Annotated in this window: 18 protein-coding genes; 15 read left to right on the plus strand and 3 right to left on the minus strand. The window is 68.9% G+C overall.

Annotation, left to right across the window (positions count from 1 at the left end):
- The first annotated feature begins 113 nt into the window (after positions 1-113).
- From AX692_RS09870 to AX692_RS09885, 4 genes are read left to right on the plus strand one after another with little or no spacing between them, the layout of a single operon-like run.
- Positions 114-1,478, plus strand: a complete 1,365-nt coding sequence (locus AX692_RS09870) for a tyrosinase family protein (protein WP_073973456.1) — start codon at positions 114-116, stop codon at positions 1,476-1,478.
- A gap of 54 nt (positions 1,479-1,532) precedes the next feature.
- Positions 1,533-2,162: a YceI family protein gene (locus tag AX692_RS09875; protein WP_073973457.1), complete on the plus strand. Its 630-nt coding sequence runs from the start codon at positions 1,533-1,535 to the stop codon at positions 2,160-2,162.
- Positions 2,163-2,169: 7 nt separating this feature from the next.
- Positions 2,170-3,456, plus strand: coding sequence for an alginate export family protein (locus AX692_RS09880; protein WP_073973458.1), 1,287 nt, complete (start codon positions 2,170-2,172; stop codon positions 3,454-3,456).
- A 17-nt stretch (positions 3,457-3,473) separates the two neighbouring features.
- On the plus strand, positions 3,474-5,336 hold the full coding sequence (locus AX692_RS09885; RefSeq protein ID WP_073973459.1) for an amidohydrolase: 1,863 nt from the start codon (positions 3,474-3,476) through the stop codon (positions 5,334-5,336).
- 68 nt (positions 5,337-5,404) lie between these two features.
- Here the strand turns inward: AX692_RS09885 and malQ are convergent, their stop codons facing one another.
- Entirely contained in the window at positions 5,405-7,393 is a 1,989-nt protein-coding gene (gene malQ, locus AX692_RS09890; protein ID WP_073973460.1) for a 4-alpha-glucanotransferase, read from the minus strand.
- 288 nt (positions 7,394-7,681) lie between these two features.
- Here malQ and AX692_RS09895 point away from each other — a divergent pair, with 288 nt between their 5' ends.
- The 7 genes from AX692_RS09895 (at position 7,682) to AX692_RS09925 (ending at position 20,967) form a co-directional block, all read left to right on the plus strand.
- Entirely contained in the window at positions 7,682-10,045 is a 2,364-nt protein-coding gene (locus AX692_RS09895; protein ID WP_230959588.1) for a glycogen/starch/alpha-glucan phosphorylase, read from the plus strand.
- A gap of 267 nt (positions 10,046-10,312) precedes the next feature.
- The gene (glgB, locus tag AX692_RS09900; RefSeq protein WP_073973462.1) at positions 10,313-12,475 is read left to right on the plus strand and encodes a 1,4-alpha-glucan branching protein GlgB; all 2,163 of its coding nucleotides are present in this window, start codon (positions 10,313-10,315) and stop codon (positions 12,473-12,475) included.
- A gap of 31 nt (positions 12,476-12,506) precedes the next feature.
- Positions 12,507-13,772, plus strand: a complete 1,266-nt coding sequence (glgC, locus tag AX692_RS09905) for a glucose-1-phosphate adenylyltransferase (RefSeq protein WP_073976977.1) — start codon at positions 12,507-12,509, stop codon at positions 13,770-13,772.
- Positions 13,769-15,238, plus strand: a complete 1,470-nt coding sequence (gene glgA / locus AX692_RS09910) for a glycogen synthase GlgA (protein WP_073975838.1) — start codon at positions 13,769-13,771, stop codon at positions 15,236-15,238. Before glgC ends, glgA begins: the two co-directional genes overlap by 4 nt.
- Positions 15,235-16,866, plus strand: a complete 1,632-nt coding sequence (locus tag AX692_RS09915) for an alpha-D-glucose phosphate-specific phosphoglucomutase (protein WP_073975837.1) — start codon at positions 15,235-15,237, stop codon at positions 16,864-16,866. Before glgA ends, AX692_RS09915 begins: the two co-directional genes overlap by 4 nt.
- A complete protein-coding gene (glgX, locus tag AX692_RS09920) occupies positions 16,863-18,659 on the plus strand; it encodes a glycogen debranching protein GlgX (protein ID WP_073976976.1) in 1,797 nt (598 codons plus the stop codon). The genes AX692_RS09915 and glgX overlap by 4 nt, the downstream gene beginning before the upstream one ends.
- A gap of 109 nt (positions 18,660-18,768) precedes the next feature.
- Complete coding sequence (locus AX692_RS09925) at positions 18,769-20,967, plus strand: TonB-dependent receptor family protein (RefSeq protein WP_073974483.1); 2,199 nt, start codon at positions 18,769-18,771, stop codon at positions 20,965-20,967.
- A 16-nt stretch (positions 20,968-20,983) separates the two neighbouring features.
- Here AX692_RS09925 and AX692_RS20105 read toward each other — a convergent pair whose 3' ends face one another.
- Positions 20,984-21,097 (minus strand): enoyl-CoA hydratase, encoded by a 114-nt coding sequence (locus AX692_RS20105; protein WP_196489948.1) that lies wholly within the window; start codon positions 21,095-21,097, stop codon positions 20,984-20,986.
- Between the two features lie 192 nt (positions 21,098-21,289).
- Positions 21,290-22,258 (minus strand): hypothetical protein, encoded by a 969-nt coding sequence (locus AX692_RS09930; protein ID WP_073974484.1) that lies wholly within the window; start codon positions 22,256-22,258, stop codon positions 21,290-21,292.
- A gap of 177 nt (positions 22,259-22,435) precedes the next feature.
- Here AX692_RS09930 and AX692_RS09935 point away from each other — a divergent pair, with 177 nt between their 5' ends.
- The 4 genes from AX692_RS09935 to AX692_RS09950 all read left to right on the plus strand — a co-directional run.
- Positions 22,436-23,524 carry a putative urea ABC transporter substrate-binding protein gene (locus tag AX692_RS09935; protein ID WP_073974485.1) on the plus strand — a complete coding sequence of 363 codons (1,089 nt, stop codon included), beginning with the start codon at positions 22,436-22,438 and terminating at the stop codon, positions 23,522-23,524.
- A 4-nt stretch (positions 23,525-23,528) separates the two neighbouring features.
- Positions 23,529-24,344: an ABC transporter permease gene (locus AX692_RS09940; RefSeq protein ID WP_073974486.1), complete on the plus strand. Its 816-nt coding sequence runs from the start codon at positions 23,529-23,531 to the stop codon at positions 24,342-24,344.
- 3 nt (positions 24,345-24,347) lie between these two features.
- Positions 24,348-25,136, plus strand: coding sequence for an ABC transporter ATP-binding protein (locus AX692_RS09945; RefSeq protein WP_073974487.1), 789 nt, complete (start codon positions 24,348-24,350; stop codon positions 25,134-25,136).
- Between the two features lie 13 nt (positions 25,137-25,149).
- A partial coding sequence (locus tag AX692_RS09950) for a CopG family ribbon-helix-helix protein (protein WP_230960965.1) occupies positions 25,150-25,382 on the plus strand: 233 nt, incomplete at its 3' end.

The following is a 25,382-nucleotide window of genomic DNA, read 5'->3' on the forward strand; positions in this document are numbered from 1 at the left end:
CCCCCCCACGGACGATCCCGGCGGGCCGGTACCTGATCCCCGGCACCGGCCCGCCACCACACCACCGCCACCACCACCACGCAGAAGGTAGACCCATGACGTCCCATCCTTTCATGTCCCGGCGGTCGCTGATCGCGGCAGGCGCGATCGGCGCAATCGGCCTCGGCAGCGGGCTTGCGGCGCTGGCGCAGGGCCAGCCCGCCGCCAAGGCCGCGCGCGGGCTTCCCCCGATCGACCCGGGCCGCCTTGCGCCGATGAGCGAGATCGTCGGCTTCGGGGGGCGCAAGGAGGCGAACAGCCTCACCGCCGACAGCGACGATGTGCGCATGTACCGCGAGGCCGTGGGCTGGATGAAGGCGCGTTCCGAGGCCAATCCGCTCGACCCGATGGGCTGGGCGCAGCACTGGGCGCACCATTCGATGTTCTGCGCCACCAACACCTTCGGCTACCAGGTGCATTACGGCTGGTTCTTCCTGCCGTGGCACCGCGCCTATCTGGTCAATCTCGAGCAGAAGATCCGCCGCTTGCTGAACGAGCCGGCTTTCGCGCTTCCCTATTGGGACTGGACCCGCAATCCCCGTCTTCCGGACTGGCTGTGGGGCGCGGACAATCCGCTGTGGGACACCACCCGCGCGCAGGAGCAGGGCGACATGGTGCCGGCCGATTTCCTCGAGCTCGGCCCGGCGCTGCGGGCGCTGACATTCGACCATTTCGGCGGGCGCAAGCGCGTGCCTGGCGAGAACCAGGTCGAGGGCACGCTCGAACAGGGGGCGCACAACAACGTCCACAACTGGACCGGAGGAGAGATGGCCTCGTTCGACGGGGCGGGCAATGATCCGCTGTTCCAGTGCCACCACGGCAATATCGACCGCGTGTGGGAGATCTGGCTGGCGCAGGGCGAGGGCCGCGCCAATCCGGCCGATCCCGACTGGCTCGACCACCGCTTCTGGTTTTTCGGCCCGGGAGGCGACCGCGAGGCGGTGCGCGTGGGGGATCTTCTGGACACGCGCTCGCTCGGCTACGCCTTCGCGGATCTGGAATGGCGCTCGACCCTGACGAGCAAGGCTATCCCGACCTTCGACGGCAAGGGCACGACCTTCGGGACGATCGACCTCGGCAAGACCGACCTCGCCAGGATCCGCGATCTGACCGAGGGCAGGGCGCGCGGACGCGTGTCGCTCAACTACGAGCGCATGAGCCTGCCGATCCAGCCCTTCCAGCACCGGCTGTTCCTGATCGACGATGCCTCGGGCGCGGCGACTTACGTGGGCACCTTCACGATCCTGCCGATCCCCGACCTGCGCTCCGGGCTGGAGCGCAGCGTCACCACCCAGGTCGAGGTTCCTCCCGCAGGGCTCGCCGCGCTTCTCGAAGCCGGGCGGGTGCGCGTGGTCGGAGTGCCGGTGCCGCTCAAGGGGCGCAAGATCCCCGAACAGCCGGTACCATTCGCCGGTGTCTCGCTCACCGTCGAAGCCTGAAGCCCCGGCGATCCTCTCCGCTTTCCCTTTAACCCCCAGCAAACGGAAGACATTATGCGTGATCTGATCCTTGCCGGCGCCCTCCTGACGCTCGCGGCCTGCAATGTCGCCGAAGCCCAGACCGGCCCCGACCAGTCGAAGCCGGTCGAGGCACCGAGCGGCGCCTATGCCAACGACCCGGCCCACACCTCGCTGACCTGGAAGATCGGCCACATGGGCCTGTCGAACTACACCGCCCGCATGAGCGACGTTGCGATCGCGCTCCAGTTCGACAAGGACAATGTCGAGAAATCGTCGGTCTCGGCAACCATCGGCGCGACCTCATTCGACACCGGCTATCCCGGCAAGGACAAGGATTTCGACGCCGAGATCGCCAGCGACCTGATCATGAAGGCCGCCCAGTTCCCGACCATCACCTTCCGGTCCACCGCGGTCAGGCGGACCAGCCCGACCACCGCCGACATCACCGGCAACCTCACCATGATGGGCGTGACCCGGCCGGTCACGCTCTCGGCGACCTACAACGGCTCGATGGCCTCGCACCCCTTCGTGAAGGTGCCGGCAATCGGCTTCAGCGCGAGGGGCGTGATCGATCGGACCGCGTTCGGGAACACCTTCCTGTCGGGCTCTGCGCTCGGCGACAAGGTCGAGATCGCGATCGAAGCCGAACTTCTGAAGAAGTGAAGCGGGGATGCGGGCGCTCGTGACATCGGCGGCGGCGGTGCTGCTGCTCCTGCCGGAAGGCCCGCTTTCCGCAGACACCGGGGCGGAGGCCGAAACGCAAGGCGCCGCCCCGGAGCGCGCCATTGTCCTTACCGGCCAGCTGCGCGAGCGCGCCACCTACCAGTCGGCGCTCGAATATGACGCCGAGGCCGAGACGGCGGGCTGGTTCTGGACGCAGCGCGCCCAGATCGCGGCCGACGCGAGGATCACCGGCAATCTGCGCGCTCGCGTCAGCGTTGTGAGCGCGCTGATCGAGGGCGGGGAGGAGGACAGCCCGATCGAGCGCAACGTGCTCGATCTGCAGGAGGCGTTCGTCGAGATCGGACCCGAGGACGCCTTCGTCCGGCTCGGGCGACAGGAAATCCGGCTCGGCTCGCAGCGCTTGCTCGCGGTGCGCGACGGGACGACCGTGCGCCGCAACTGGGACGGGGCGCGGGTCAAGGCGCGGCTCGGCGCGGTCGATCTCGACGCCTTCGCCCTGCGCCTCGTCGCCACCGACCCGAACGGCGTCTTCAACGACGGGCGCAACGAGGGGCGCGACATCGCCGGCGTGCAGGCGACCTTCCCCGCGCCGCTCGGCAGGGTCGATGCCTACTACATCTTCTCCGAAGTCGCCGATCGGCGCACCATCGAGGGCGTGGGCGACGAGCGGCGCCACTCCCTGGGCCTGCGCGCCTTCGGATCACGTGGCGGATGGTTCTGGGACTGGGAGGCCGTCTATCAGACTGGCCGCTTCGGGCGCGGCGACATCTCGGCATGGACGCTCGCCACCAACACCGGCTACCGCTGGGAGGATCGCCCCTGGAAGCCCGAGATCATGCTCTCGGCCAACATCGCCTCCGGCGACGGCGATCCTGGCGACGGGGTGCTCGGCACCTTCAGCGCGCTTTACCCCAATGCCAGCTACTTCTCCGAGAATGCGGTGCTGGGGCCTGCCAACTTCTTCAACCTGCATCCCTACCTCCGGTTGCGTCCGCGCGAGAACCTGTTCCTCGCGCTCGACCTCAATCTCTATTGGCGGCTCGAGCGCGAAGACGGCGTCTATGCGCCGCCGGGCAACCTGTTCCGCCAGCCGCAGGGCGCGCGCCAGCGTTTCGTCGACACCTCGCTGTCGGGGGTGATCGAATGGGAACCGCGCGAGAACCTGCTGCTCGGCATCGTGTTCACCCACTCCGCGCCGCAGGACTTCATCAGGGCCACCGGCCCGGCCGACCCCATCGATTTCGTCGAAGCCACCTTGCAGTTCGATTTCTGACCCGAGGAGTTCCCGTCATGACCCGGCTTTCCGTCCTCCCGCCCCCAGCGCTCTCGCGCCGCCGCATGCTCGCTCTCGGCGGCATGGCCGGTGCAGCCCTTGCCGCGCAGCCCGGCCGCGTGCTGGCGCAGGAGCTGTTTGCATCGCCGCCCGACACGATCATCACCGATGCGCTGATCATCACCCAGGACACCGCCCGCCCGCGCGCCGAGGCGGTCGCGATCCGCGGCGGCTTGATCCAGGCGGTCGGCAGCAGCTCGGACATCCTCGCGCGCAGGGGCCCCGCCACCAGGGTCATCTCGGCGGGCGGCCGGACACTCATCCCGGGCCTCAACGACAGCCACCAGCACCCCACCCGTGCGGGCCGCTTCTACGCGACCGAGCTGCGCTGGGATGGCGTCCCCTCGCTGGCGCAAGGCCTGAAAATGATCCGCGAGGCCGCGCGCAAGACCCCCAAAGGGCAATGGATGCGGGTGGTGGGCGGGTGGTCGCCTTACCAGTTCGCCGAGCGCCGCCTGCCGACGCCTGCCGAGCTGACCGCGGCGGCCCCCGACACACCGGTCTACGTTCTGTTCCTCTATTCGCAGGGCTACCTCAACCGCAAGGCGGTCGAGGTGCGCGGGCTCACCCCGGCCACCAAGCCGCCCTATGGCACGCGCTACGAATTCACGCCCGACGGCGGCTGCATCCTCCATGCCACGCCCAATCCCGACCTGCTCTACGGCGCCGTCGCGGCGTTGCCCTCGCTGTCTCCGGAGGAGCAGGCGCTCTCGACCCGGCACTACTACCGCGAGCTCAACCGCTTCGGGCTGACCTCGGTGATCGACGCCGGTGGCGGGGGTCACAGCTTCCCCGAGGACTATGCGGGCACCGATGCGCTGGCGGCCAGCGGCGCGCTAACGATGCGCATCTCGACCTACCTTTTCCCGCAGAGGAAAGGCGCCGAACTCGCCGAGTTCGAGGCCTGGACCCGCGACTGGCAGGCCGGGGTCAATCGCGCCGAGGAGCTGCTCCACGGCTACGAGGTCGAAGGCGGGGGCGAGACGCTGACCTGGTCGGCGGTCGATTACGAGAACTTCATGGCCGATCGCCCCGCGCTCGAGGATCGCGCCGGATGGGACGCGGCCCTGCTCGAGGTGACACGGCACCTGCTGAAGAACCGCTGGCCGCTGCGCATCCATGCGACCTATGACGAATCCATCGCGAACATCCTCAACGTCTTCGAGAAAGCCCACGCGCTCGAAGTCGCCGAGGGCCGCGACGGGTTCGGCGGGGTGCGCTGGGCCTTCGACCACGGCGAGACGCTCAAGCGCCCGACGATCGAGCGGATCAAGGCGCTGGGCGGCGGGCTCGCGATGCAGGCGCGCATGGCCTATGCGGGCGAATATTTCCTCGAACGCTACGGCGAGGAGGCGACCCGCAACGCCCCGCCGCTGCGCGACGTGATCGAGGCGGGCGTGCCGCTCGGGCTCGGCACCGATGCGACGCGGGTGGCGAGCTACAACCCCTGGCCCGCGCTTTACTGGGCGACAACCGGCAAATCGTTGGGCGGCACGCAACTGCACGGCGAGCGGCACCGGTTGAGCCGCGAGGAGGCGCTGTTCCACTACACCGTCGGATCGGCCTGGTTCAGCCAGGAGGAGCGCCTCAAGGGCCGGATCAAGCCGGGCCAATATGCCGATTTCGCGCTGCTCAATGGGCCCTATCTCGATGTCGCAGACGACGACCTGAAGGACATCGAAGCCGATCTCACCGTGCTGGCGGGCAAGCCCGTCCACGCGGTCGGCGACTTCAAGGGGCTGGCGACGGATCTACCCGCGATCGAGCCCGAATGGAGCCCCGTCCGCGCCTATGGCGGCTATCACGCGGCACAGCGGTAGGTCGGCGGCGAAAGGCAAGGCAAGGCAAGGCACGGGGGGAACGGGGGGACATTGCCTTCGCCTCGGCTTCAGCCTTCCGGCCGCCCCGGCGCGGCGACCGGCCTCGTGTCCGTGAGAATGGCGCAGCGCCGGGCGACGTCCGGCGCCTCCGCGAGCTCGCCGATCGGAGCGGCGAGGCGGCGGCGCCAGTTGGGGTGGGTCTCGACTGTGCCGGGCAGGTTGGGCTGCTCTTCAAGGCCGAGCATGTCCTCAAGCGAGACCAGCACTAGGGCCGAGGGGGTGCGGGCGATGTGGGCGATCGCGGCGTCGACCACCGGCGCGGGGTCGTCGGGCGCGGGGCGCGGTGCGGTGTGGTCGAGCGTCGACCACAGCAGCCCCCGGTCCCAGTCGCGGATCGCTTCCGCCTCGGCGCGGGGCATGCCTTCGGGCAGGCGGCCGAGCTCGTCCGCCCAGTCGAGATCGCGCCCGCGCCACCAGCCTGCGACGGTAACGGTGTCATGCGTCCCGCTCATCGCCGCGCTGAGCGGCGCGTAGTCGCCCGCGCCGATGAAGCCGTGGTCGGCGGCGCGCTCGAACCACAGCACCCGCATGCCCAGCATCGCCTTCGCGGTGACCGCGCCGGTGAAGCCATGCGGCGCGGTGCCGAGGTCCTCGGCGATGATGAAGCCGCCCGCGCGGTGCGCCTCCAGTGTGGCAAGGCGGATCAGGTCTTCGAAGGGGTAGGAAAGGTAGGCCCCGTCCGCCGTGGCCCCGCCCTCGGGGATCACCCAGAGCCGGGCGAGGCCGAAGGCGTGGTCGATCCTCAGGCCCCCGCCGCTTGCGAGACCTGCGCGGATCATCGCGATCCACGGCGCGTAGCCGCTTGCGCCGAGGCCATCGGGGGAGAAGCCGGTGATCGACCAGTTCTGCCCCAGCGGCCCCAGCGGATCGGGCGGGGCGCCGATGGTGAGGCCGTCCAGCATCGCGTGCCTGAGCGACCAGGCATCGCTCCCCGAAGGATCGACCCCGACGGCGAGATCGCCGATCAGGCCGATGCTCATGCCCGCCTCCTTCGCGGCGGCCTGCGCGGCCTCGAGACCGGCCTGCGCGAGGCTCTGGACGAAGAGGTGAAAGGCGACTTCGTCGGCGTGCGCGGCGGCAAAGCGCGCCGCCGCCTCGCCTGCGGGATCGTGATAGGCGGCGGGCCAGTCGCGCCAGCCATGCGCGCCCGTCGCTGCGCGGAAGTGGCAGTCGAGCGCGTCGAACAACGCGTGGCGGCGCAACATCGGATCGTCGGTGGCGATGAAGGCGGCGCGACGCTCAGGGGCAAGGGCAGCGAACATGTCGCGCAGCTGTGCAAGGCGGCGTGGCAGGGCTTCGGCCCAGTCGATCAGCGGCGTTGCTTCTTCGGCGGGCAGCGGCGGCAGTCCCGCCAGCGCCGGATCGGCGAGCGCGCCGTTCAGGAACAAACGGGTCGAGGGCGAATAGGGGCTGTAGCCCTTGCCGTGCCCCGGGAACAGCGCGTGGACGGGATTGATCGCCAGCGCGTCCGCTCCCGCCGCGCCGAAAGTGCGCGCGGTCTCGGCCAGTTCGCCGAAGGTGCCGAAGGGGGAGGGGCGCGCCGCCCGCAGCGCGGGGATCTGCACCGACACGCCCCAAGGGCGGCGCGCGCCCTGCGGCGGCAGCGGGCAGCGCGGCGGGGCGACCGCGAGCCGGGTCGCATGCCCGCCCAGCACGAGGTCGTAATAGCCCGGCACCTCGGGCACCGTCAGGCGCTCGCCCGCAACCGCCAGCGCCAGGGTGACGCCGTCCTCCCCGGTCGCTTCGGCACGGGGCGGGGCGAAGGGCAGGGCGATCGTTCCCCCGCAGTCGGCGACCAGCATGGCGGGGAGCGCGCGGCGCCGTTCCTCCAACGCGACAAGACTGCGCGCGATCTGGCGTTCGCTCGCGGCCTCGTGCCCGAGCGCGGCGAGCACCGCCGCCAGCGCCGCATCGCCGACGACCTGCTGCCGGCCTTCGACATCGGTCCATGCACGGGCCACCCCGGCCGCCTGCGCCAGCGTGTGCAACTGCTCCATCGCCGTCTCCCTCGCCGCTTCCCGCCGTGTCGCATCGGGTGCTTTGCCCGCTCATGCAAGCGTCCGCGCCCGCACCTTTGCCAATTCGCCGCATGAATACGATTGTCAGGGCACTTCTGCGATTGCTGCCGGGCGGCGCACCTGATTAGTGTGGAGGCCGTTGCCGGGGGGGCGAGGGTGGCGGCGATGGATCCGCCGGGCCCGCGTCTTGCGCCGGTCCAACCAAGGAGAGTGTCCCGCGTGACCAACCGCCCCGAAGGCAAGTCCGGCGATCTCGAAGCGCGCATCATGGGCGCCCTGCGCCACCGCGTCGGCAAGACCGAGCGTGCCGCCAAGCCGCATGACTGGTACGAGGCTTCGGTGCTCGCACTGCGCGACGACATCATCGACCGCTGGTTTGCTTCCACTTCGGCCGCGCACGAGACCGGGGCCAAGCGGGTCTACTACCTCAGCCTCGAGTTCCTGATCGGCCGGCTGCTGCGCGACGCGCTCTCGAACCTCGGGGTGACGCGCGAGATGGAGCAGGCGCTGCGCGAACACGGCCTCGATCTTGCCCGGCTGGAGGAGCTGGAGCCCGACGCCGCGCTCGGCAATGGCGGGCTCGGGCGGCTCGCGGCGTGCTTCATGGAGAGCCTCGCCAGCCTCGACATCCCCGCCTTCGGCTACGGCATCCGCTACATCAACGGCATGTTCCGCCAGCGCATCGATGATGGCTGGCAGGTCGAGCTGCCCGAAACCTGGCTCGCCCACGGCAACCCGTGGGAGTTCGAGCGGCGCGAGAGCGCCTATCTGGTCGGCTTCGGCGGCGAGGTGACCAGCGAGAACGGCGTGATCCAATGGTCACCGGCCGAGAAGATCGAGGCGACCGCGGTCGATACGCCGGTGGTCGGCTGGCAGGGCAAGCGGGTGAACACGCTGCGGCTGTGGACCGCCAATGCGCTCGATCCGATCCAGCTTGCCGCCTTCAACGCGGGCGACCACGCGGGCGCGCTCGCGGCGCAGGTGCGCGCCGATACGCTGGTGCGGGTGCTCTATCCGGCCGATTCCACCCCTGCGGGCCAAGAGCTGCGGCTGCGGCAGGAGTTCTTCTTCTCCAGCGCCTCCATACAGGACATCGTGCGCCGCCACGTGCAGTATTATGGCGACGTGCGCACGCTGCCCGAGAAGGCGGCGATCCAATTGAACGACACCCACCCCTCGGTCGCCGTCGCCGAGCTGATGCGCCTGCTGATGGACGAGCATCACCTGATGTTCGACGAGGCCTGGGACATCACCCGCGCCACCATCGCCTACACCAATCACACCCTGCTGCCCGAGGCGCTCGAAAGCTGGCCGCTGCCGCTGTTCGAGCGGCTGCTGCCGCGCCACATGCAGATCGTCTATGCGATCAACGCCAAGGTGCTGCGCGAGGCGAGGAAGGCGGGGCTCGGCGATGCCGCGATCGCCGCGATCTCGCTGATCGACGAGCATGGCGAACGCCGCGTGCGCATGGCGAACCTCGCCTTCGTGGGCGCGCATTCGATCAACGGGGTGGCCGCGCTCCACACCGGGCTGATGAAGGAGACGGTGTTCGCCGATCTCCATCGGCTCTATCCCGAGCGGATCAACAACAAGACCAACGGCGTCACCCCGCGCCGCTGGCTGCACCAGTCCAACCCGCGCCTTACCAGTCTGGTGCGCGAGGCGATCGGTGACGGGTTCATCGCCGATGCCGAGAAGCTCGCCGATCTTGCCGCGCTGGCCGGCGATGCGGCGCTGGGCGAGCGGGTCGACGAGGTGAAGCGCGCCAACAAGGTCGATCTTGCGAACCACCTGCGCGAGCTGACCGGCCTGAGGCTCGATCCCGATGCGCTGTTCGACGTGCAGATCAAGCGCATCCACGAATACAAGCGCCAGCTGCTCAACCTGATCGAGACGGTCGCGCTCTACGATCAGATCCGCAGCCATCCCGAGCGCGATTGGGTGCCGCGGGTGAAGATCTTCGGCGGCAAGGCGGCGCCGACCTATCACAATGCCAAGCTCATCATCAAACTCGCCAACGACATCGCCCGGCGGATCAATTCCGATCCCTCGGTCGGCGAGGTGCTGAAGGTGCTGTTCGTCCCCAATTACAACGTCAGCCTCGCCGAGCGGATCATTCCGGCCGCCGACCTTTCCGAACAGATCTCGACCGCCGGAATGGAAGCCTCGGGCACGGGCAACATGAAGTTCGCCTTCAACGGCGCGCTCACCATCGGCACGCTCGATGGCGCGAATATCGAGATCATGGAGCGGGTCGGGCGCGACAACATCGTGATCTTCGGCCTCACCGCCGAGGAAGTCGCCGCCAAGCGCGCCGATGGCTACAACCCCCGCGCGGTGATCGAGGGCAGCCGCGAGCTGTGCCAGGCGGTGCGCTCGATCGCGAGCGGGGTGTTCAGTCCCGACGAGCCGGCGCGCTACCAGGGGCTGATGGACGCGCTCTACACCTCCGACTGGTTCATGGTCGCGGCCGATTTCGACGCCTATGCCGCCGCCCAGCGCGATGTCGACGCGCGCTGGCAGGCCCGTGCAGGCTGGCGCAAGTCGGCGATCATGAACATCGCCAATGTCGGCTGGTTCTCGTCCGATCGCACCATCGGCGAATATGCGCGCGAGATCTGGGGCGTTTGAGCACTTTCCGGCCATTCAGACCCACCCTGACGGAGCCGATTTTGGCCCAGCGCAAGAAGCGAGGAGAGAGCCATGCCGAAGCATAGTGAGCGACGAGCGACGCGGCGCTGGGCCAAAAGCGGCCCGCCCCTGCGGGGTCGTGTCAGGAAGTCCGCTGGCTTCGTCACAGCACTTGCAGGGGCAACCAGCCCCTGCCGCGCACTGTTCCTGTCCAGCGGACTTCCTGACACGATCAGGGTGGGTCTGAATGGCCGGAAAGTGCTCTAAGTGAAGCCGCCGCCAGAGGCCATAGCCGCGCTGCTGGACGGCACCCACGCCGATCCCTTCTCGCTGCTCGGGCCGCATGACGGGCCGGAAGGCACCTTCGCCCGTGCGATCCTGCACGGGGCCGAGGAGGCCGAGGCCTTCTCGCTCAAGAGGGGGCGTCTCGGCAGGATGACCCGGGTCGATGGCCCGCTGTTCGAAGGCAAGCTGCGGGGCAAGCCCAAGCCCGTCAGATATCGCTGCCGGGGGGCGGGCGCCGAATGGTGGGTGACCGACCCCTATTCCTTCGGCCCGGTGCTTGGGCCCATGGACGATTTCCTGATCGCCGAGGGCACGCATTTCCGCCTGTTCGACAAGCTGGGCGCGCACGTGATCCATCACGAGGGCGCGGACGGTGTCCACTTCGCGGTCTGGGCGCCCAATGCACGCGGCGTCAATCTGGTGGGCGATTTCAACGGCTGGAACCCGGCCGCGCACATGATGCGCCGCCGCGTGGACATCGGCGTGTGGGAGATCTTCATCCCCGACATCGGCGAGGGCGCGGCCTACAAGTATCGCATCACCGGCCCGGATGGCACAGTGCAGCCCCTCAAGGCCGATCCCTTCGCCTTCGCCAGCGAGCTGCGCCCCAGGACCGCGAGCGTCGTTGCCCGCCCCGGCAAGCGCGAATGGGGCGACGAGGCCCACCGCGCGCACTGGGCCAGCGTCGATCCCCGGCGCGAGGCGATATCGATCTACGAGGTCCACCCCGGCTCATGGCAGCGTGACGACAATGGCTGGTTCCTGACCTGGGACGAAATGGCCGCGCGCCTGATCCCTTACGTTACCGAAATGGGCTTCACCCATATCGAGTTCCTGCCGGTGTCCGAGCATCCCTACGACCCGAGCTGGGGTTACCAGACCACCGGGCTCTATGCGCCCTCGGCCCGGTTCGGCGATGTCGAGGGGTTCGCGCGCTTCGTCGACGGAGCGCACCGCGCCGGGATCGGCGTGCTGATCGACTGGGTGCCCGCGCACTTCCCGGTCGACGAGCACGGCCTCGCCCGTTTCGACGGCACCGCGCTCTACGAGCACGAAGACCCGCGCCTCGGCTTCCACCCCGACTGGAACACCGCGATCTACAATTTTGGGCGCAAGGAAGTGCGCTCGTTCCTCGTCAACAACGCGCTGTTCTGGGCCGAGCAATATCATGTCGACGGGCTGCGCGTCGATGCGGTCGCCTCGATGCTCAACCGCGATTACTCGCGCAAGGACGGCGAGTGGATCCCCAATGCCGAGGGCGGGCGCGAGAACTGGGAGGCGGTGGAGTTCATGCGCGCCACCAACCGCGCGCTCTACGGCACCCACGGCGGGGTGATGACGATTGCCGAGGAATCGACCTCATGGCCCGGCGTCTCGCAGCCCGCCTTCGACGAAGGGCCGCGCACGGCCCTGGGCTTCGGGTTCAAGTGGAACATGGGCTTCATGCACGACACGCTGCAATACATGGCGCGTGACCCGATCCACCGGAAATATCACCACAACGAGATCACCTTCGGCCTCGTCTATGCCTTCTCGGAGAACTTCGTCCTGCCCTTGAGCCATGACGAGGTGGTGCACGGCAAGGGCACGATCCTCGGCAAGATGAGCGGCGACGACTGGCAGCAATTCGCAAACTTGCGCGCCTACTATGCGATGATGTGGGGTTACCCGGGCAAGAAGCTGCTCTTCATGGGCCAGGAATTCGCCCAGCGCCGGGAATGGAGCGAGGAGCGCGCCCTCGACTGGCACCTGATGGATGCCCGCGCGCATCGCGGCGTTGCCGATCTCGTCCGCGACTTGAACCGCCTCTACCGCCAGACCCCCGCGCTCCATGCCCGCGATTGCGAAGGCGAGGGCTTCGAATGGCTGATCGCCGACGACGCCGACAACTCGGTCTTCGCTTGGGCACGCAAGGCTCCGGGCGAGGCTCCGGTGGCGGTGATCGCCAACATGACGCCCGCCTTTCACGAGGCCTACCGCCTGCCCTTGCCGCATGACGGGGTGTGGGCCGAGGTGCTCAACAGCGACGCGCTCGAATATGGCGGCAGCGGCAAGGGCAACATGGGAAGCGTCACCGCAGCGGGCGGCGCGGCGCATGTCGTGCTGCCGCCGCTTGCCACGATAATGCTGCAATTCACGGGATAAGAACACAACACCACTCTGGGGAGAGAATGGGATGCATGAAAGAACATCGGGACGCCCCCTGGCGCGTGAGGCGATGGCCTATGTGCTCGCCGGCGGGCGCGGCAGCCGGCTGATGGAGCTGACCGACCGGCGCGCGAAACCCGCGGTCTATTTCGGCGGCAAGACCCGGATCATCGACTTCGCGCTGTCGAACGCGATCAATTCCGGCATCCGCCGCATCGGGGTGGCGACGCAGTACAAGGCGCATTCGCTGATCCGTCACATGCAGCGCGCCTGGAACTTCATGCGCCCCGAACGCAACGAGAGCTTCGACATCCTGCCCGCCAGCCAGCGCGTCTCGGAAAACCAGTGGTACGAAGGCACGGCCGACGCGGTGTTCCAGAACATGGACATCATCGCGTCCCACGCGCCCAAGTACATGGTGATCCTTGCGGGCGACCACATCTACAAGATGGACTACGAATTGATGCTCCAGCAGCACGTCAATTCGGGCGCGGACGTCACCGTCGGCTGCCTTGTCGTGCCGCGCATGGAGGCGACCGGCTTCGGCGTCATGCAGGTCGATGCCGCCGACACCATCACCGCCTTCGTCGAAAAGCCCGCCGATCCGCCGGGCATTCCGGGCAACGAGGGCATGGCGCTCGCCTCGATGGGGATCTACGTCTTCAACACCGATTTCCTGTTCGAACAGCTGCGCCGCGATGCGGACGACCCGAATTCGAAGCGCGATTTCGGCGGGGACATCATCCCCTATATCGTCAAGCACGGCAAAGCGGTCGCGCACCGCTTCACCAGCAGCTGCATCCGGGCGGCTGAAGAAATCGAGGAATACTGGCGCGATGTCGGCACATTGGACGCCTATTTCGAGGCCAATCTCGACCTTACCGACACCGTGCCCAAGCTCAATCTCTATGACCGCGACTGGCCGATCTGGACCGACGCGGTGGTCGCCGCGCCCGCCAAGTTCGTCCATGACGAGGACGGGCGGCGCGGCTTTGCCGTCTCCTCGTTGGTGTCGGGGGATTGCATCATCTCCGGCTCCGAGGTGCGCCGCAGCCTGCTGTTCACCGGGGTGAAGATCGGCAGCTATTCCAACGTGCGCGAGGCGGTGATCCTGCCCTATTGCAACATCGGGCGGGGGGCGCGGCTCAATCGGGTGATCATCGATAGCGGGGTGCGCATCCCCGAGGGGCTGGTGATCGGCGAGGATCCCGAGCTCGACGCGCGCCGCTTCCGGATCTCGGACAAGGGGGTGGTGCTGGTCACCCGCGACATGATGGCGCGCCTCACGGGATGAAGGTGAAGGTTCTCTCGGTCGCCTCCGAGGCCGCGCCGCTGGTCAAGACCGGGGGGCTCGCCGATGTCGCGGGGGCGCTGCCTGCCGCGCTCGCGGCACAAGGCGTGGAGGTGACGAGCTTCCTCCCGGGCTACCCCGCGGTGCTGGCGAAGCTCGGCAAGACGCGGGCGGTGCACAAGTGGGACGCGCTGCTCGGCACCCCGGCGCGGCTGCTGGCGGGCAAGCTCGGCGAGCACCCGCTGCTGGTGCTCGATGCGCCCGCGCTGTTCGCCCGCGAGGGCGGGCCCTACGCCGACGGAGCGGGCCGCGACTGGGACGACAACTGGCGGCGTTTCGCCGCCTTCGCGCGGGCGGCTGCGGATATCGGCGCAGGCGCGGTCAAGGGGCGCAGCTTCGATCTCGTCCATGCGCATGACTGGCAGGCCGGCATGGTGCCCGCCTATTTGCGCCTCGCGCCGCTGGCGGGCGGGCGGCCAATGCCGAGGGTCGTGCCGAGCGTCATCACCATCCACAACATGGCCTTCCAGGGCTATTTCCCGGGCGACATCTTCCCGCGGCTCGGCCTGCCCGCCTCGGCATGGACGGTCGACGGGGTGGAGAGCTACGGCGGCGTCGGCTTCCTCAAGGCCGGGATGCAGCTCGCCGATGCGATCACCACGGTGAGCCCGACTTATGCGGGCGAGATCCGCTCGGTCGAATTCGGCATGGGGCTGGAGGGGCTGATCCTCGCTCGTTCGAACCGGGTGCATGGCATTCTCAACGGCATCGACACCAAGGAGTGGAACCCGGCGACCGACCCGCATCTCGCCGCGCGCTTCGCCGCCGGAAAGCTCGCCGCGCGGACGAAGAACAAGCGCGCGGTGGAGCAGGAATTCGGGCTCGACAGGGACGATGGCCCGCTGTTTATCGTCGTCTCCCGCCTCACCTGGCAGAAGGGCATGGACGTGCTCGCCGAGGTGCTCGATCACCTTGTCGGGATCGGCGGGCGGCTGGCGCTGCTGGGCTCGGGCGACGCGGAGATCGAGGCGCGCTTCCACGCCGCCGCCGCGCGCCATCCGGGGCGGATCGGCGTGCGGATCGGCTATGACGAGGCGCTCTCGCACCGCTTGCAGGGCGGGGGCGACGCGATCCTCATTCCGAGCCGCTTCGAGCCCTGCGGCCTGACCCAGCTCTATGGCCTCGCTTACGGCTGCGTCCCCGTGGTCTCGCGCACCGGCGGGCTCGCCGACACGGTGATTGACGCCAACCCCGCCGCGCTCGCCGCCGGAGTGGCCACGGGTTTCCAGATGAACGCCGTCACCCCCGGCGCGCTGGCGATGGGGATCAGCCGCGCCGTCGCGCTTTACCACCGCCCTGCCGCATGGAAACGCCTCCAGACAAACGGGATGAAGGCGGATTTCTCCTGGGGCGCGAGCGGCGCGGCCTATGCTGCGCTCTACCGCCAACTGATCGAGGAACAGGGATGATCCAGACGTTTCCCACCACGCCCTTCGAAGGACAGAAGCCCGGCACCTCGGGCCTGCGCAAGAAGGTGCGGGTGTTCCAGCAGCCCAATTATGCCGAGAACTTCATCCAGGCGGTGTTCGACGTTGCCGAGAGGCCCGCGGGTTCGACGCTGGTGATCGGCGGCGACGGGCGGTTCCACAACCGCACCGTCATCGCCGAGGCGATCCGCATGGCGGCGGCGAACGGCTATGCCCGCGTGCTGGTCGGGCAGGGCGGCATCCTCTCGACCCCCGCGGCGAGCCACGTGATCCGCAAGTATGGCGCTTCCGGCGGGCTGATCCTCTCGGCCAGCCACAACCCCGGCGGGCCGGACGAGGATTTCGGCATCAAGTACAACATCGCCAATGGCGGCCCCGCGCCCGAGGCGGTAACCGCGGCGATCCACGCGCGCACGCAGACCATCGACCGCTGGATGATGGTCGATGGCGGGCCCGAGGTCGATCTCGACCGCATCGGCACGAGCCAAGTGGGCGACATGATGGTCGAGGTGATCGATTCCGTGGCCGACTATGCCGACCTGATGGAGGAGCTGTTCGATTTCCCCGCGATCCGGGCGGCGGCGGGGCAGGGCCTGTCGATGGCCTTCGACGCGATGCACGCGGTGACCGGGCCCTATGCGCACGAGATCCTCGAACGCCGCCTCGGCTTTCCGGCAGGGACGGTCCACAACGGCACCCCGCTCGAGGATTTCGGCGGGCACCATCCCGACCCCAATCTCGTCCATGCCCGCGTGCTCCACGATCTGATGATGTCGCCCGATGCGCCTGCGCTGGGCGCAGCGTCGGACGGGGACGGCGACCGCAACCTCATCATCGGCAAGGGCGTCTTCATCACGCCCTCGGATTCGCTGGCGATGCTGGCGGCCAATGCGCATTGTGCCCCGGCCTATGCGGGCGGCCTCAAGGGCATTGCCCGCTCGATGCCGACCAGCACGGCGGCGGACAAGGTCGCGGACGCGCTCGGCATCCCCCTGTGGGAGACGCCGACGGGATGGAAGTTCTTCGGGACGCTGCTCGATGCGGGGAAGGCCACGATCTGCGGGGAGGAAAGCGCCGGCACCGGCAGCGATCACGTGCGCGAGAAGGACGGGCTGTGGGCGGTGCTGCTGTGGCTCAACATCCTCGCGGTGACGGGCAAGCCGGTGATGCAGATCGCGACCGAGCACTGGGCGCGCTTCGGGCGCAACTACTACGCCCGCCACGATTACGAGGCGATTGAGACAGCCAAGGCCAGCGCGCTGATGGCGGCGCTCGATGCTTCGCTGGCGGGCCTGCCGGGAAAGACCTTCGGGCCGCTCACGGTCGCTGCTGCCGACCAGTTCGCCTACACCGACCCGGTCGATGGCTCGGAGAGCCGCAACCAGGGCGCGCGGGTGATGTTCGCCTGCGGCTCGCGGATCGTGTTCCGCCTGTCGGGAACGGGCACCGAGGGCGCGACCTTGCGGGTCTATCTGGAGCGCTACGAGGGGCCGGAAGGGCGGCTGGCGGAGGAGACCCCGGCGATGCTCGCCGACCTCATCGCCGCCGCCGAAGCGATCGCCGGGATCGCGGCGCACACCGGCCGCACCGCGCCCGACGTGGTGACGTGACGCCAGGGCTCGGCGCGCATGTCGAGCGCGGCGTAACCCGCTTCGCCGTCCGCGCGCCGCGCGCCGAGGCGCTCGACCTTTGCCTGTTCGACGGCGAGGCCGAGACCCGCCACGCCATGGCGCGCGAGGGCGAGGTGTGGGCGCTCGACATCGCCGGCGACCTCGCCGGCACCTGCTACGGTTACCGCGCCCACGGCACCTACGCGCCGGAGCAGAACCTGTGGTTCGATCCCGCCAAGCTGCTGGTTGACCCTTACGCCCTCGAACTCGACCGCCGCTTCGTCCAGCACCCGCGCCTCGGGCACTATGGCGAGGACACCGCCGACCTCGTCCCGCGCGCGGTGGTGACAGGGCCCCTCGCAGAGGTGCCGCACCAGCCGCCGCTCTTCGAGCGCGGCGGGCTGATCTACGAGATCAACGTGCGCAGCTTCACCCTGCTGCACACCGATGTGCCCGAGGCCGAGCGCGGCACCATCGCCGCACTCGCGCATCCGGCGGTGATCGCGCACCTGCAAAAGCTGCACGTCAGCGCCGTCGAACTCATGCCGATCGTCGCCTGGATCGACGAGCGCCACCTGCCGCCGCTCGGCCTTGCGAACCACTGGGGCTACAACCCCGTGGCGATGATGGCGCTCGATCCCGGCCTGTGCCCGGGCGGGGTGGCCGAGCTTCGCGCAGCCGTGGCGGCGCTGCACGCGGGCGGCATCGGGGTGATCCTCGATCTCGTGTTCAACCATTCGGGCGAGAGCGACGTCCATGGCGGCACGCTGTCGCTGCGGGGCCTCGACCCGGCCGCCTATGCCCGCGCGCCCGGTGGCGGCCTCATCAACGACACCGGCTGCGGCAACACGCTCGATTTCGCCAATCCGGCGGTGCGCCAGCTGATGATCGACAGCCTCGCGCATTTCGTGCGCCACTGCGGGGTCGATGGCTTCCGCTTCGACCTCGCCCCCGTGATCGCGCGCGGGCCGGGCTTCGATCCCAACGCGCCGATCTTCGCCGAGCTCGCCGCCGAGCCTGTGCTGGCCGATCGCATCATGATCGCCGAGCCGTGGGACATCGGCCCGGGCGGCTACCAGCTCGGGCACTTCCCGCCGCACTGGCTCGAATGGAACGACCGCTACCGCGACGACGTGCGCCGCTTCTGGAAGGGCGAGGCGACCATCGGAACGCTCGCCACCCGCATCGCCGGATCGTCCGACCTGTTCGGGGCGGATTGCCCCAAGGGAAGCAAGAGCGTGAATTTCCTCGCGGCGCATGACGGCTTCACCCTCGCCGACACGGTGAGCTACGCACACCGCCACAACCACGCCAACGGCGAGGACAACCGCGACGGGCACGGCGAGAACCACTCGTGGAACGGCGGGGTGGAGGGCCCGAGCGATGATCCCGCCATCCTCGCCCGCCGCGCCGCCGACAGCCGCGCGCTGCTCGGCACGCTGTTCGCCTCGACCGGCACGATCATGCTCACCGCAGGGGACGAATTCGGCCGCAGCCAGCACGGCAACAACAATGCCTATTGTCAGGACATGCCCGTCGACTGGAGCGCGCGCGACACGGCGCTCGAGGCCGAAGTGGCGTCGCTCGCACGCGAACGCGCCGGACGGCTCGCCCATTTCGTGCGCTTTCCCGAGCGCGGCCGCTGGCTCTCGCTTGAGGGCGAGCCGCTGGCCGATTGGCAATGGCAGGACATGGCGAGCGACGGCTTCATCCATGAGTATCCGCCCGAAGCGGGCGGCGGGGCCCTGCGCGTCAGCCGCGCCGAGCGGTCGGTGTCATGGCGGCGAGCATGAAGGCGCGCGCGGATCACGAGCCTGTCGATCCGCACGGAAATAAAGATTGACAATCATTCGCAATAGCAAGAAATGTGGGCCTCCCTTTCCGACCTGATCCGGAGCCCCCATGTCCCTGCGCCTGCCCACCGCCCCGTCGCTCGCCGCGCTTCTGCTTGCCACCACCGCCGCCCCCGCGTGGGCAAATGGCGAGGCTCCCGAGAGCGGCTCCGAAGCGGGTGGTCCCGGCCCGGCAACCTCGATCATCGTCACCGCCGAGCGCGACGGCGACCGCCTGCCCGACCAGTCGGGCACGCTGATCTTCGCGGGCAAGCTCGGCGATATCGCGGTGCTGGACGACATCCCCCCGGTGCCCACCCGCAACCTGCGCGTCGCGCTCGCCGACATCCCCGGGCTGCTGGTCTCGGAAGTCTCGAACGGGTCATGGGCCTCGCTCTCCTATCGCGGCCTCGGCGAGCCGCACGAGAGCTGGAACATCCTGACGCTTCAGGACGCGGTGCCGGCCGTGCCCGACATGTATTCCTATCCCGCGGGCTACTTCACCCCGCCCTTGGAAGCGGTCGAGCGGATCGAGTTCATCCGCGGCGCATCGGGCCTGCTCTACGGCCCGCAGCCGGGCGGGGCGATCAACTATGTGCTCAGGGGCCCGCGCCGCGAGGCGGGTGTCGGCGCCGAGGCGCGGCTCACCGCAGGCAGCTGGGACGCGCGGCAGGGCTATGCCAGCCTCGCCGCTTCGAACGGCACGCTCGCCGCGGACGGCTTCATCCATTACGCCGAAGGCGACGGCCCGCGCCGCGTCAATTCCGACCACGAGCAGACCACCGCGCGCCTGCGCGGCCATTACCTCGGGGAGGATGTCACCGCGACGCTGAGCCTCGACTATTACACCGGCCGCTTCGGAGAGCCCGGCGGCCTGACCCGCGCGCGGCTCGAGGCCGACCGCCGCGACGGCTCGCTCACCCGCGACCGCGTCCGGATCGAGCGTTTCGCGCCGAGCCTTGCGGTCGAATGGCAGGCCGATGACGCCACCCTCGTCACCGCGCGCGCCTTCTACAGCCGCTTCGAGCGCGAGAGCTGGCGCCAGGCAGGCGGCAGCTTCGGCCAGGTGACGCCCGATGCCAATGTGCTGATCCGCCAGCTCCAGGTGTTCGACACCGCCGGCATCGACCTGCGCGCTCGCCGCGACTTCGGCGGCAATGGCCAGCACAGCGTCACCATCGGCGTGCTCGGCCACACCTCCGACGCGCCGGTCTTCGTCGACAAGGGTGCGACCAACGCCGACTTCGTCGGCACCGCAGGCGCGCTCGCGCGGGCGCAGCGCAGCGGCGACACGGCGGCGGTGTTCGGCGAGGTCAAGCTCGGCTTCGGCGACGTGCAGATCGTCCCCGGCTTCCGGCTCGAACGCCTGCGCCAGCGGGTGGTCGAGACACTCGACCTCGGCGTGGGCAGCGCCACCGGCGGCGGGCCGGGGGCGGCCAACGGCACGCTCGGCAACCGCGAGGAAGTGAGCACTGTCCCGCTCTACGGCATCGGGGTGACGTGGGACGCCGCGCCCACCTTGCGCTTCGTCGCCAATGCCAGCCGCGCCTTCAAGCCACTGCTCTACAATGACGGCGTGACCTTCCAGGCCGGGATCGACGCGGCCGGCACCTTCGAGGCCTCCTACGCCTTCACCATCGAGGGCGGGGTGCAGGCCGAGCCGATCCCGGCGGTGCGGATCGATGCGGGGCTGTTCCGCGTGGAGTTCGAGGACCAGGTCGGCTTCCTCGCCGGGCCGCTGCCCGCTTCGCCGCCCTTCGGCGCGGTCGGCACGGGCGGCGCGCGGCGGCAGAATGTCGGCAATATGCGCAACCAGGGGATCGATCTGGCGGTGCGGCTCGATCTCGTCGGGCCCGAGGGGCTGGCGAAGAGCGACAACACCCTGCGCCTCTCGACCAATCTGCAACTGCTCGATGCCGAGTTCACCGATGGCGTCGCGGCGGGCTTCACCCCGCAATATGCGCCGGGGCACCTGCTGCGTTCGGTGCTGGCGTGGATCGGCAAGGATGGCGCGCGCGCGGCGCTGACCTTCACCTCGGTCGGCAATCAGGAGGGCGCGGACAACAATGTCGCGGACTTCTTCCTGCCCGGCTACGAGGTGCTCGATGCCTCGGTCGAATGGCCCGTCGCGGGCGGTTTCACGATCGGGGCGGGGGTCAACAACCTGCTCGACGAGACTTACGCGAGCCGGGTCCGTCCCGGCGGCGGCGGCGGGTTCGATCCCGGCGCGCCGCGCAATTTCTATGTCTCGATCGGGTGGAAGGGCTGAGCGCCTCCCCCTCCGATCAGGCCATCAGCGTCGGGCTCGCGGGGATGATCGCATAGGCGAAGAAGGCGGCCGAGAGCACCACCGAGAAGGCGGCGGCGAAGAGGCGATGGCTGGTTTCGTTGGCGTACATGGCGGGTCTCCTTGACGTGTCTTGCGGTGTGTCCCGGGCCTGTCCCGGGGATGCCGCAGACTTTGCAGGAGCCGTGCCAAACGCGAAAAACGCCGGATTTGCGCGATTTTGCTCGCTACAGGCTGCACGAGCGCCGGCCCGCCGGGCAAAACCTTGGGAAAAATCGCCAAGGGTTGGCAAAGGCGAGCGGCTTCACTTGGCGGCGGGCGGGCTCCACCATGACAGCGTCTGATTGTCATGTGCCGAGGTCCACACGCCTTTGGGTGTCCAGCGCAGCGCGCCGCTGCCCACACTCGGCCCCATGCGCGCGCGGATCTTGAGGCTCTGGGCGTCGATCACCACCATCGTCTGGTCCTCGGTGGTGCGCAGCCACACCGCGCCGTCGCCGGTATCGATATCGCCCCACTTGAGCTTGGGCCCGATCTTCGTGCGCCCCTGCACGGTGAGCGCCGCCGGATCGACCTTGGCGACCGTGCCGTCGCCCTGTTCCTGCACCCACACCGCGCCCTCTCCGGCCGCGAGGAAGCCGGGGGTGTCGCCCATCGAGACCTTGCCGGTGACCGCGTTGGTGGCGGGGTCGATCCGCTCCAATGACCTGCCCTCGCTCGACACCGCCCACACCGCATCGAAGCCGAAGGCGAGATACCACGTCTCGGGCGTTACCGGGATCGTCGCGATCACCGTGTTGGTCGCCGGATCGATCCGCGCGACTTTGCCCGCCGGGTCGCTCGGCACCCATACCGATCCCGCGCCGGAGACCACGTTGGTCTCGCCCTTGGGATTGCCGAGGCCGGTCGCGATTTTGGCCTCGATCTGAGCCGTCGCAAGGTTGATCCGGTATACATCGCCGTCCTTGCAATTGGCGACCCACAACGACCCTGCCGCAGTGGTCATCGCGCCGCAGGGGCGCGGGACGGGGGTGCTCGCAGCGAGGCCCGCGGGCGTCCACTTCTCGACCCGCCCGTCATTGGTGACCCACACCGCATCGCCGTCGATCGCCATGAAATCGGCAAAGCCGGGCACCTTCATCGCGTTCTCGGCGAGATCGGGCGCGGGGCCGACCGCATCGTTCGGCGGCGGGCCGTCCTCGGCGCAGGCCGAGGTCGCGAGTGCAGCGGCGGCGGCAAGCGTGGCAAGCGGGCGGGCAGCGTTCTTGGTCATGGTTCTTTGCCTCCATGCGGCGGCAGGCGGGGAGAGGAAGCGCCCCGCAAGGGCGCAGCGCCTGCCACGGTGGAACCAATCTCTCCCATATTACGTTTGCAATCAATCGTAATAAATCATGGTGGACAAACGCAGCCAAGGCGCGGATGTTCGCGGGCGCAACATAGGGGACGAATCATGCTCCACCACCTCTCCCGGGCAGCCCGCTTCCTCCTCCTCGGCCTCGCCGCGCTGCTGGTGACAGCATGCTCCGGCGGGGAGGAAGAGGCAGCCGCGCCCAAGACCGAGTTCAACATCGGCTGGTCGATATACGCCGGGTGGATGCCCTGGCCCTATGCCGAACAGGCCGGGATCGTGAAGAAGTGGGGCGACAAGTACGGGATCACGATCAGGTTCGTGCAGGTGAACGATTATATCGAGAGCGTGAACCAGTACACCGCGGGCAAATTGGACGGGGTGACGGTCGCCAACATGGACGCGCTGACCATCCCCGCCGCAGGCGGCAAGGACACCAGCGCGATCATCCTCGGCGACTATTCCAACGGCAATGACGCGGTGCTGCTGAAGGGCGCGGAAACGCTCGCGGGGATCAAGGGGCGGCAGGTCTACCTCGCCGAGCTGTCGGTCTCGCACTACCTCCTCGCCCGCGCGCTCGAGAAGAGCGGCCTCAAGCTCGCCGACGTGAAAACGGTCAACACCTCGGACGCCGACATCGCCGCCGCCTTCGCCGCGCCGGAGGTCACCGCAGCCGTGGCGTGGAACCCGCAGGTCACCACCATGAAGGGCGTGGCGGGCACCAAGGCGGTGTTCACCTCGGCCGATATCCCGGGCGAGATCCTCGACCTTCTGGTGGTCGATACCGCCACGCTCAAGGCCAATCCCAACCTCGGCAAGGCGCTGGCGGGCATCTGGTACGAAACCATGGCGCTGATGGCCCGGAAGGACGCCGAAGGTGCCGCCGCGCGCGCCGCGATGGCGAAGCTCGCGGGCACCACACCCGAAGCCTTCGAGGGCCAGCTGGCGACCACCTTCCTCTACACCGATCCCAGGGCAGCGGCGGCGGCCATGTTATCGGACGACCTGGTCACCACCATGAACCGGGTGCGCGATTTCTCCTTCGCCCAAGGTCTGTTCGGGCAAGGTGCGCGATCGGCTGACGCGGTGGGGATGAGCTTCCCAGGGAGCAAGGCGCTGGGCGATGTCAACGCGATAACCCTGCGTTTCGACAACACCTACATGGTGATGGCCGCGGACGGGAAGCTGTAAGCCGGTGCGCTGGGTGACCGCCAATCCCGAGCGGCGCGGCAGTCTGCTGCTCGGCGCGGCGCCGCTGCTGGTGCTGGCGCTCGGCTACGTCATCGCCGCCGCCGCGCGCCATGCCGACAACCCCGCCGAAAAGATCCTGCCGCTTCCGGGAGCGATGGCGGCGGCGATGGCGGGGCTGTTGTTCGAGCCCGATCCGCTCTCGGGGCAATATCTGTTCTGGGCCGACACCGCCGCGAGCCTGTGGCGGCTCGGCGCGGGGCTGGGGATCGCGACGCTCTCGGCGCTGCTGGTCGGCCTGATGCTGGGCGCCCTGCCGCCGGTTCGCAGCACTCTCGGGCCGCTCGTCACCGGGATCGCGGTGATCCCGCCGATCGCGCTGCTGCCGATCCTGTTCATCACCTTCGGCCTCGGCGAGGCTGCCAAGGTGGCGCTGATCGTGATCGGCGTCGCGCCCTTCATGATCCGCGATGTCGCCGGCCACATCGGTGCCCTGCCGCGCGAGCAGGTGGTCAAGGCGCTCACGCTCGGCGCCAATTCCTGGGGCGTGATCCTGCGCGTCGCCTTGCCGCAGGCGCTGCCTCGCCTGTTCGAGGCCCTGCGCCTCTCGCTCGGCCCCGCATGGGTGTTCCTGATCTCGGCCGAGGCGATCGCCGCCGACGTCGGCCTCGGCTACCGCATCTTCCTCGTGCGGCGCTATCTCGCGATGGACGTGATCATCCCTTACGTGGCGTGGATCGCGCTGCTGGCGGTTCTGATGGACTTGGCCCTCACCTTCGCCAGCCGCCGCCTGTTCGGCTGGGCCCATCTGGGGACGCGCTGAGCCATGCTGTCCCTGCGCAACCTCTGGGTCGAATATGGCGAGAAGGTGGTGCTCGAACGCATCACGATCGATATTGCCGAGAGGAGCTTCGTCTCGATCATCGGCCCCTCGGGGGCGGGCAAGAGCAGCCTGCTGCGCGTGATCCTCGGGCAGGAGCAGCCGAGCCGGGGGCGTATCACCCTCGACGGGGCGCCGCTCCCCGCCGAATGCGGGCCGGACCGCGGCGTGGTGTTCCAGCGCTATTCGGTGTTCCCGCATCTGACCGTGCTCGGCAATGTGCTGCTGGGTCTCGAATTTGCCGCCTCGCCCTTCACCGCGCGGCTGTTCGGCAGCGCGCGGCAGGCGGGCGTCGCCGAGGCCGAGGCAATGCTTGACGAGGTCGGCCTCGCCGACAGCCGCCATCTCTACCCGGCGCAGATGTCGGGCGGGATGCAGCAGCGCTTGGCAATCGCGCAGGCGCTGATCAAGCGCCCGCGCATCCTGCTGCTCGATGAGCCCTTCGGCGCGCTCGATCCGGGCATCAGGGGCGACATGCACGCGCTCATCACCCGCCTGTGGCGCGAGCACGGGCTGACGATCATCATGGTCACCCACGACATCAAGGAGGCCTTCGGGCTCGGCACGCGGGTGCTCACGCTCGACAAGCGCCGCCACGATCCGCACGCGCCGCACCGCTACGGGGCAGGGGTGGTCTACGACCTCGAACTGACCCGCAAGCAGCCTCCCGACGTCCCGCCGGAGCTGGAGCGGGAAGAGGTCGGTATTACGATTGACACGATAGGTAATAATTGAGATGCCCGGCAGCATGAGCCCCCCCGAAAACTCGCGGCCCGAACCGGCCAGGCTGGCGCGCCTCTCGATGAGCCTGCCGGCCGAGCTGTTCCGCCAGCTCGACCTGATGGTGGAGGAGCGAGGGCTGCCGTCGCGCTCGCAGCTGATCGCCGAACTGATCCGCCACGCGCTCGCCGAGCACGAGGCGCTGACGCGGCCGGACGAGACGCTCGCGGGGACGGTGACGATCGTCTACCAGGGCGGGGG

The sequence above is a fragment of the Erythrobacter donghaensis genome, from assembly GCF_001557325.1.
Lineage (GTDB): Bacteria > Pseudomonadota > Alphaproteobacteria > Sphingomonadales > Sphingomonadaceae > Erythrobacter > Erythrobacter donghaensis_B.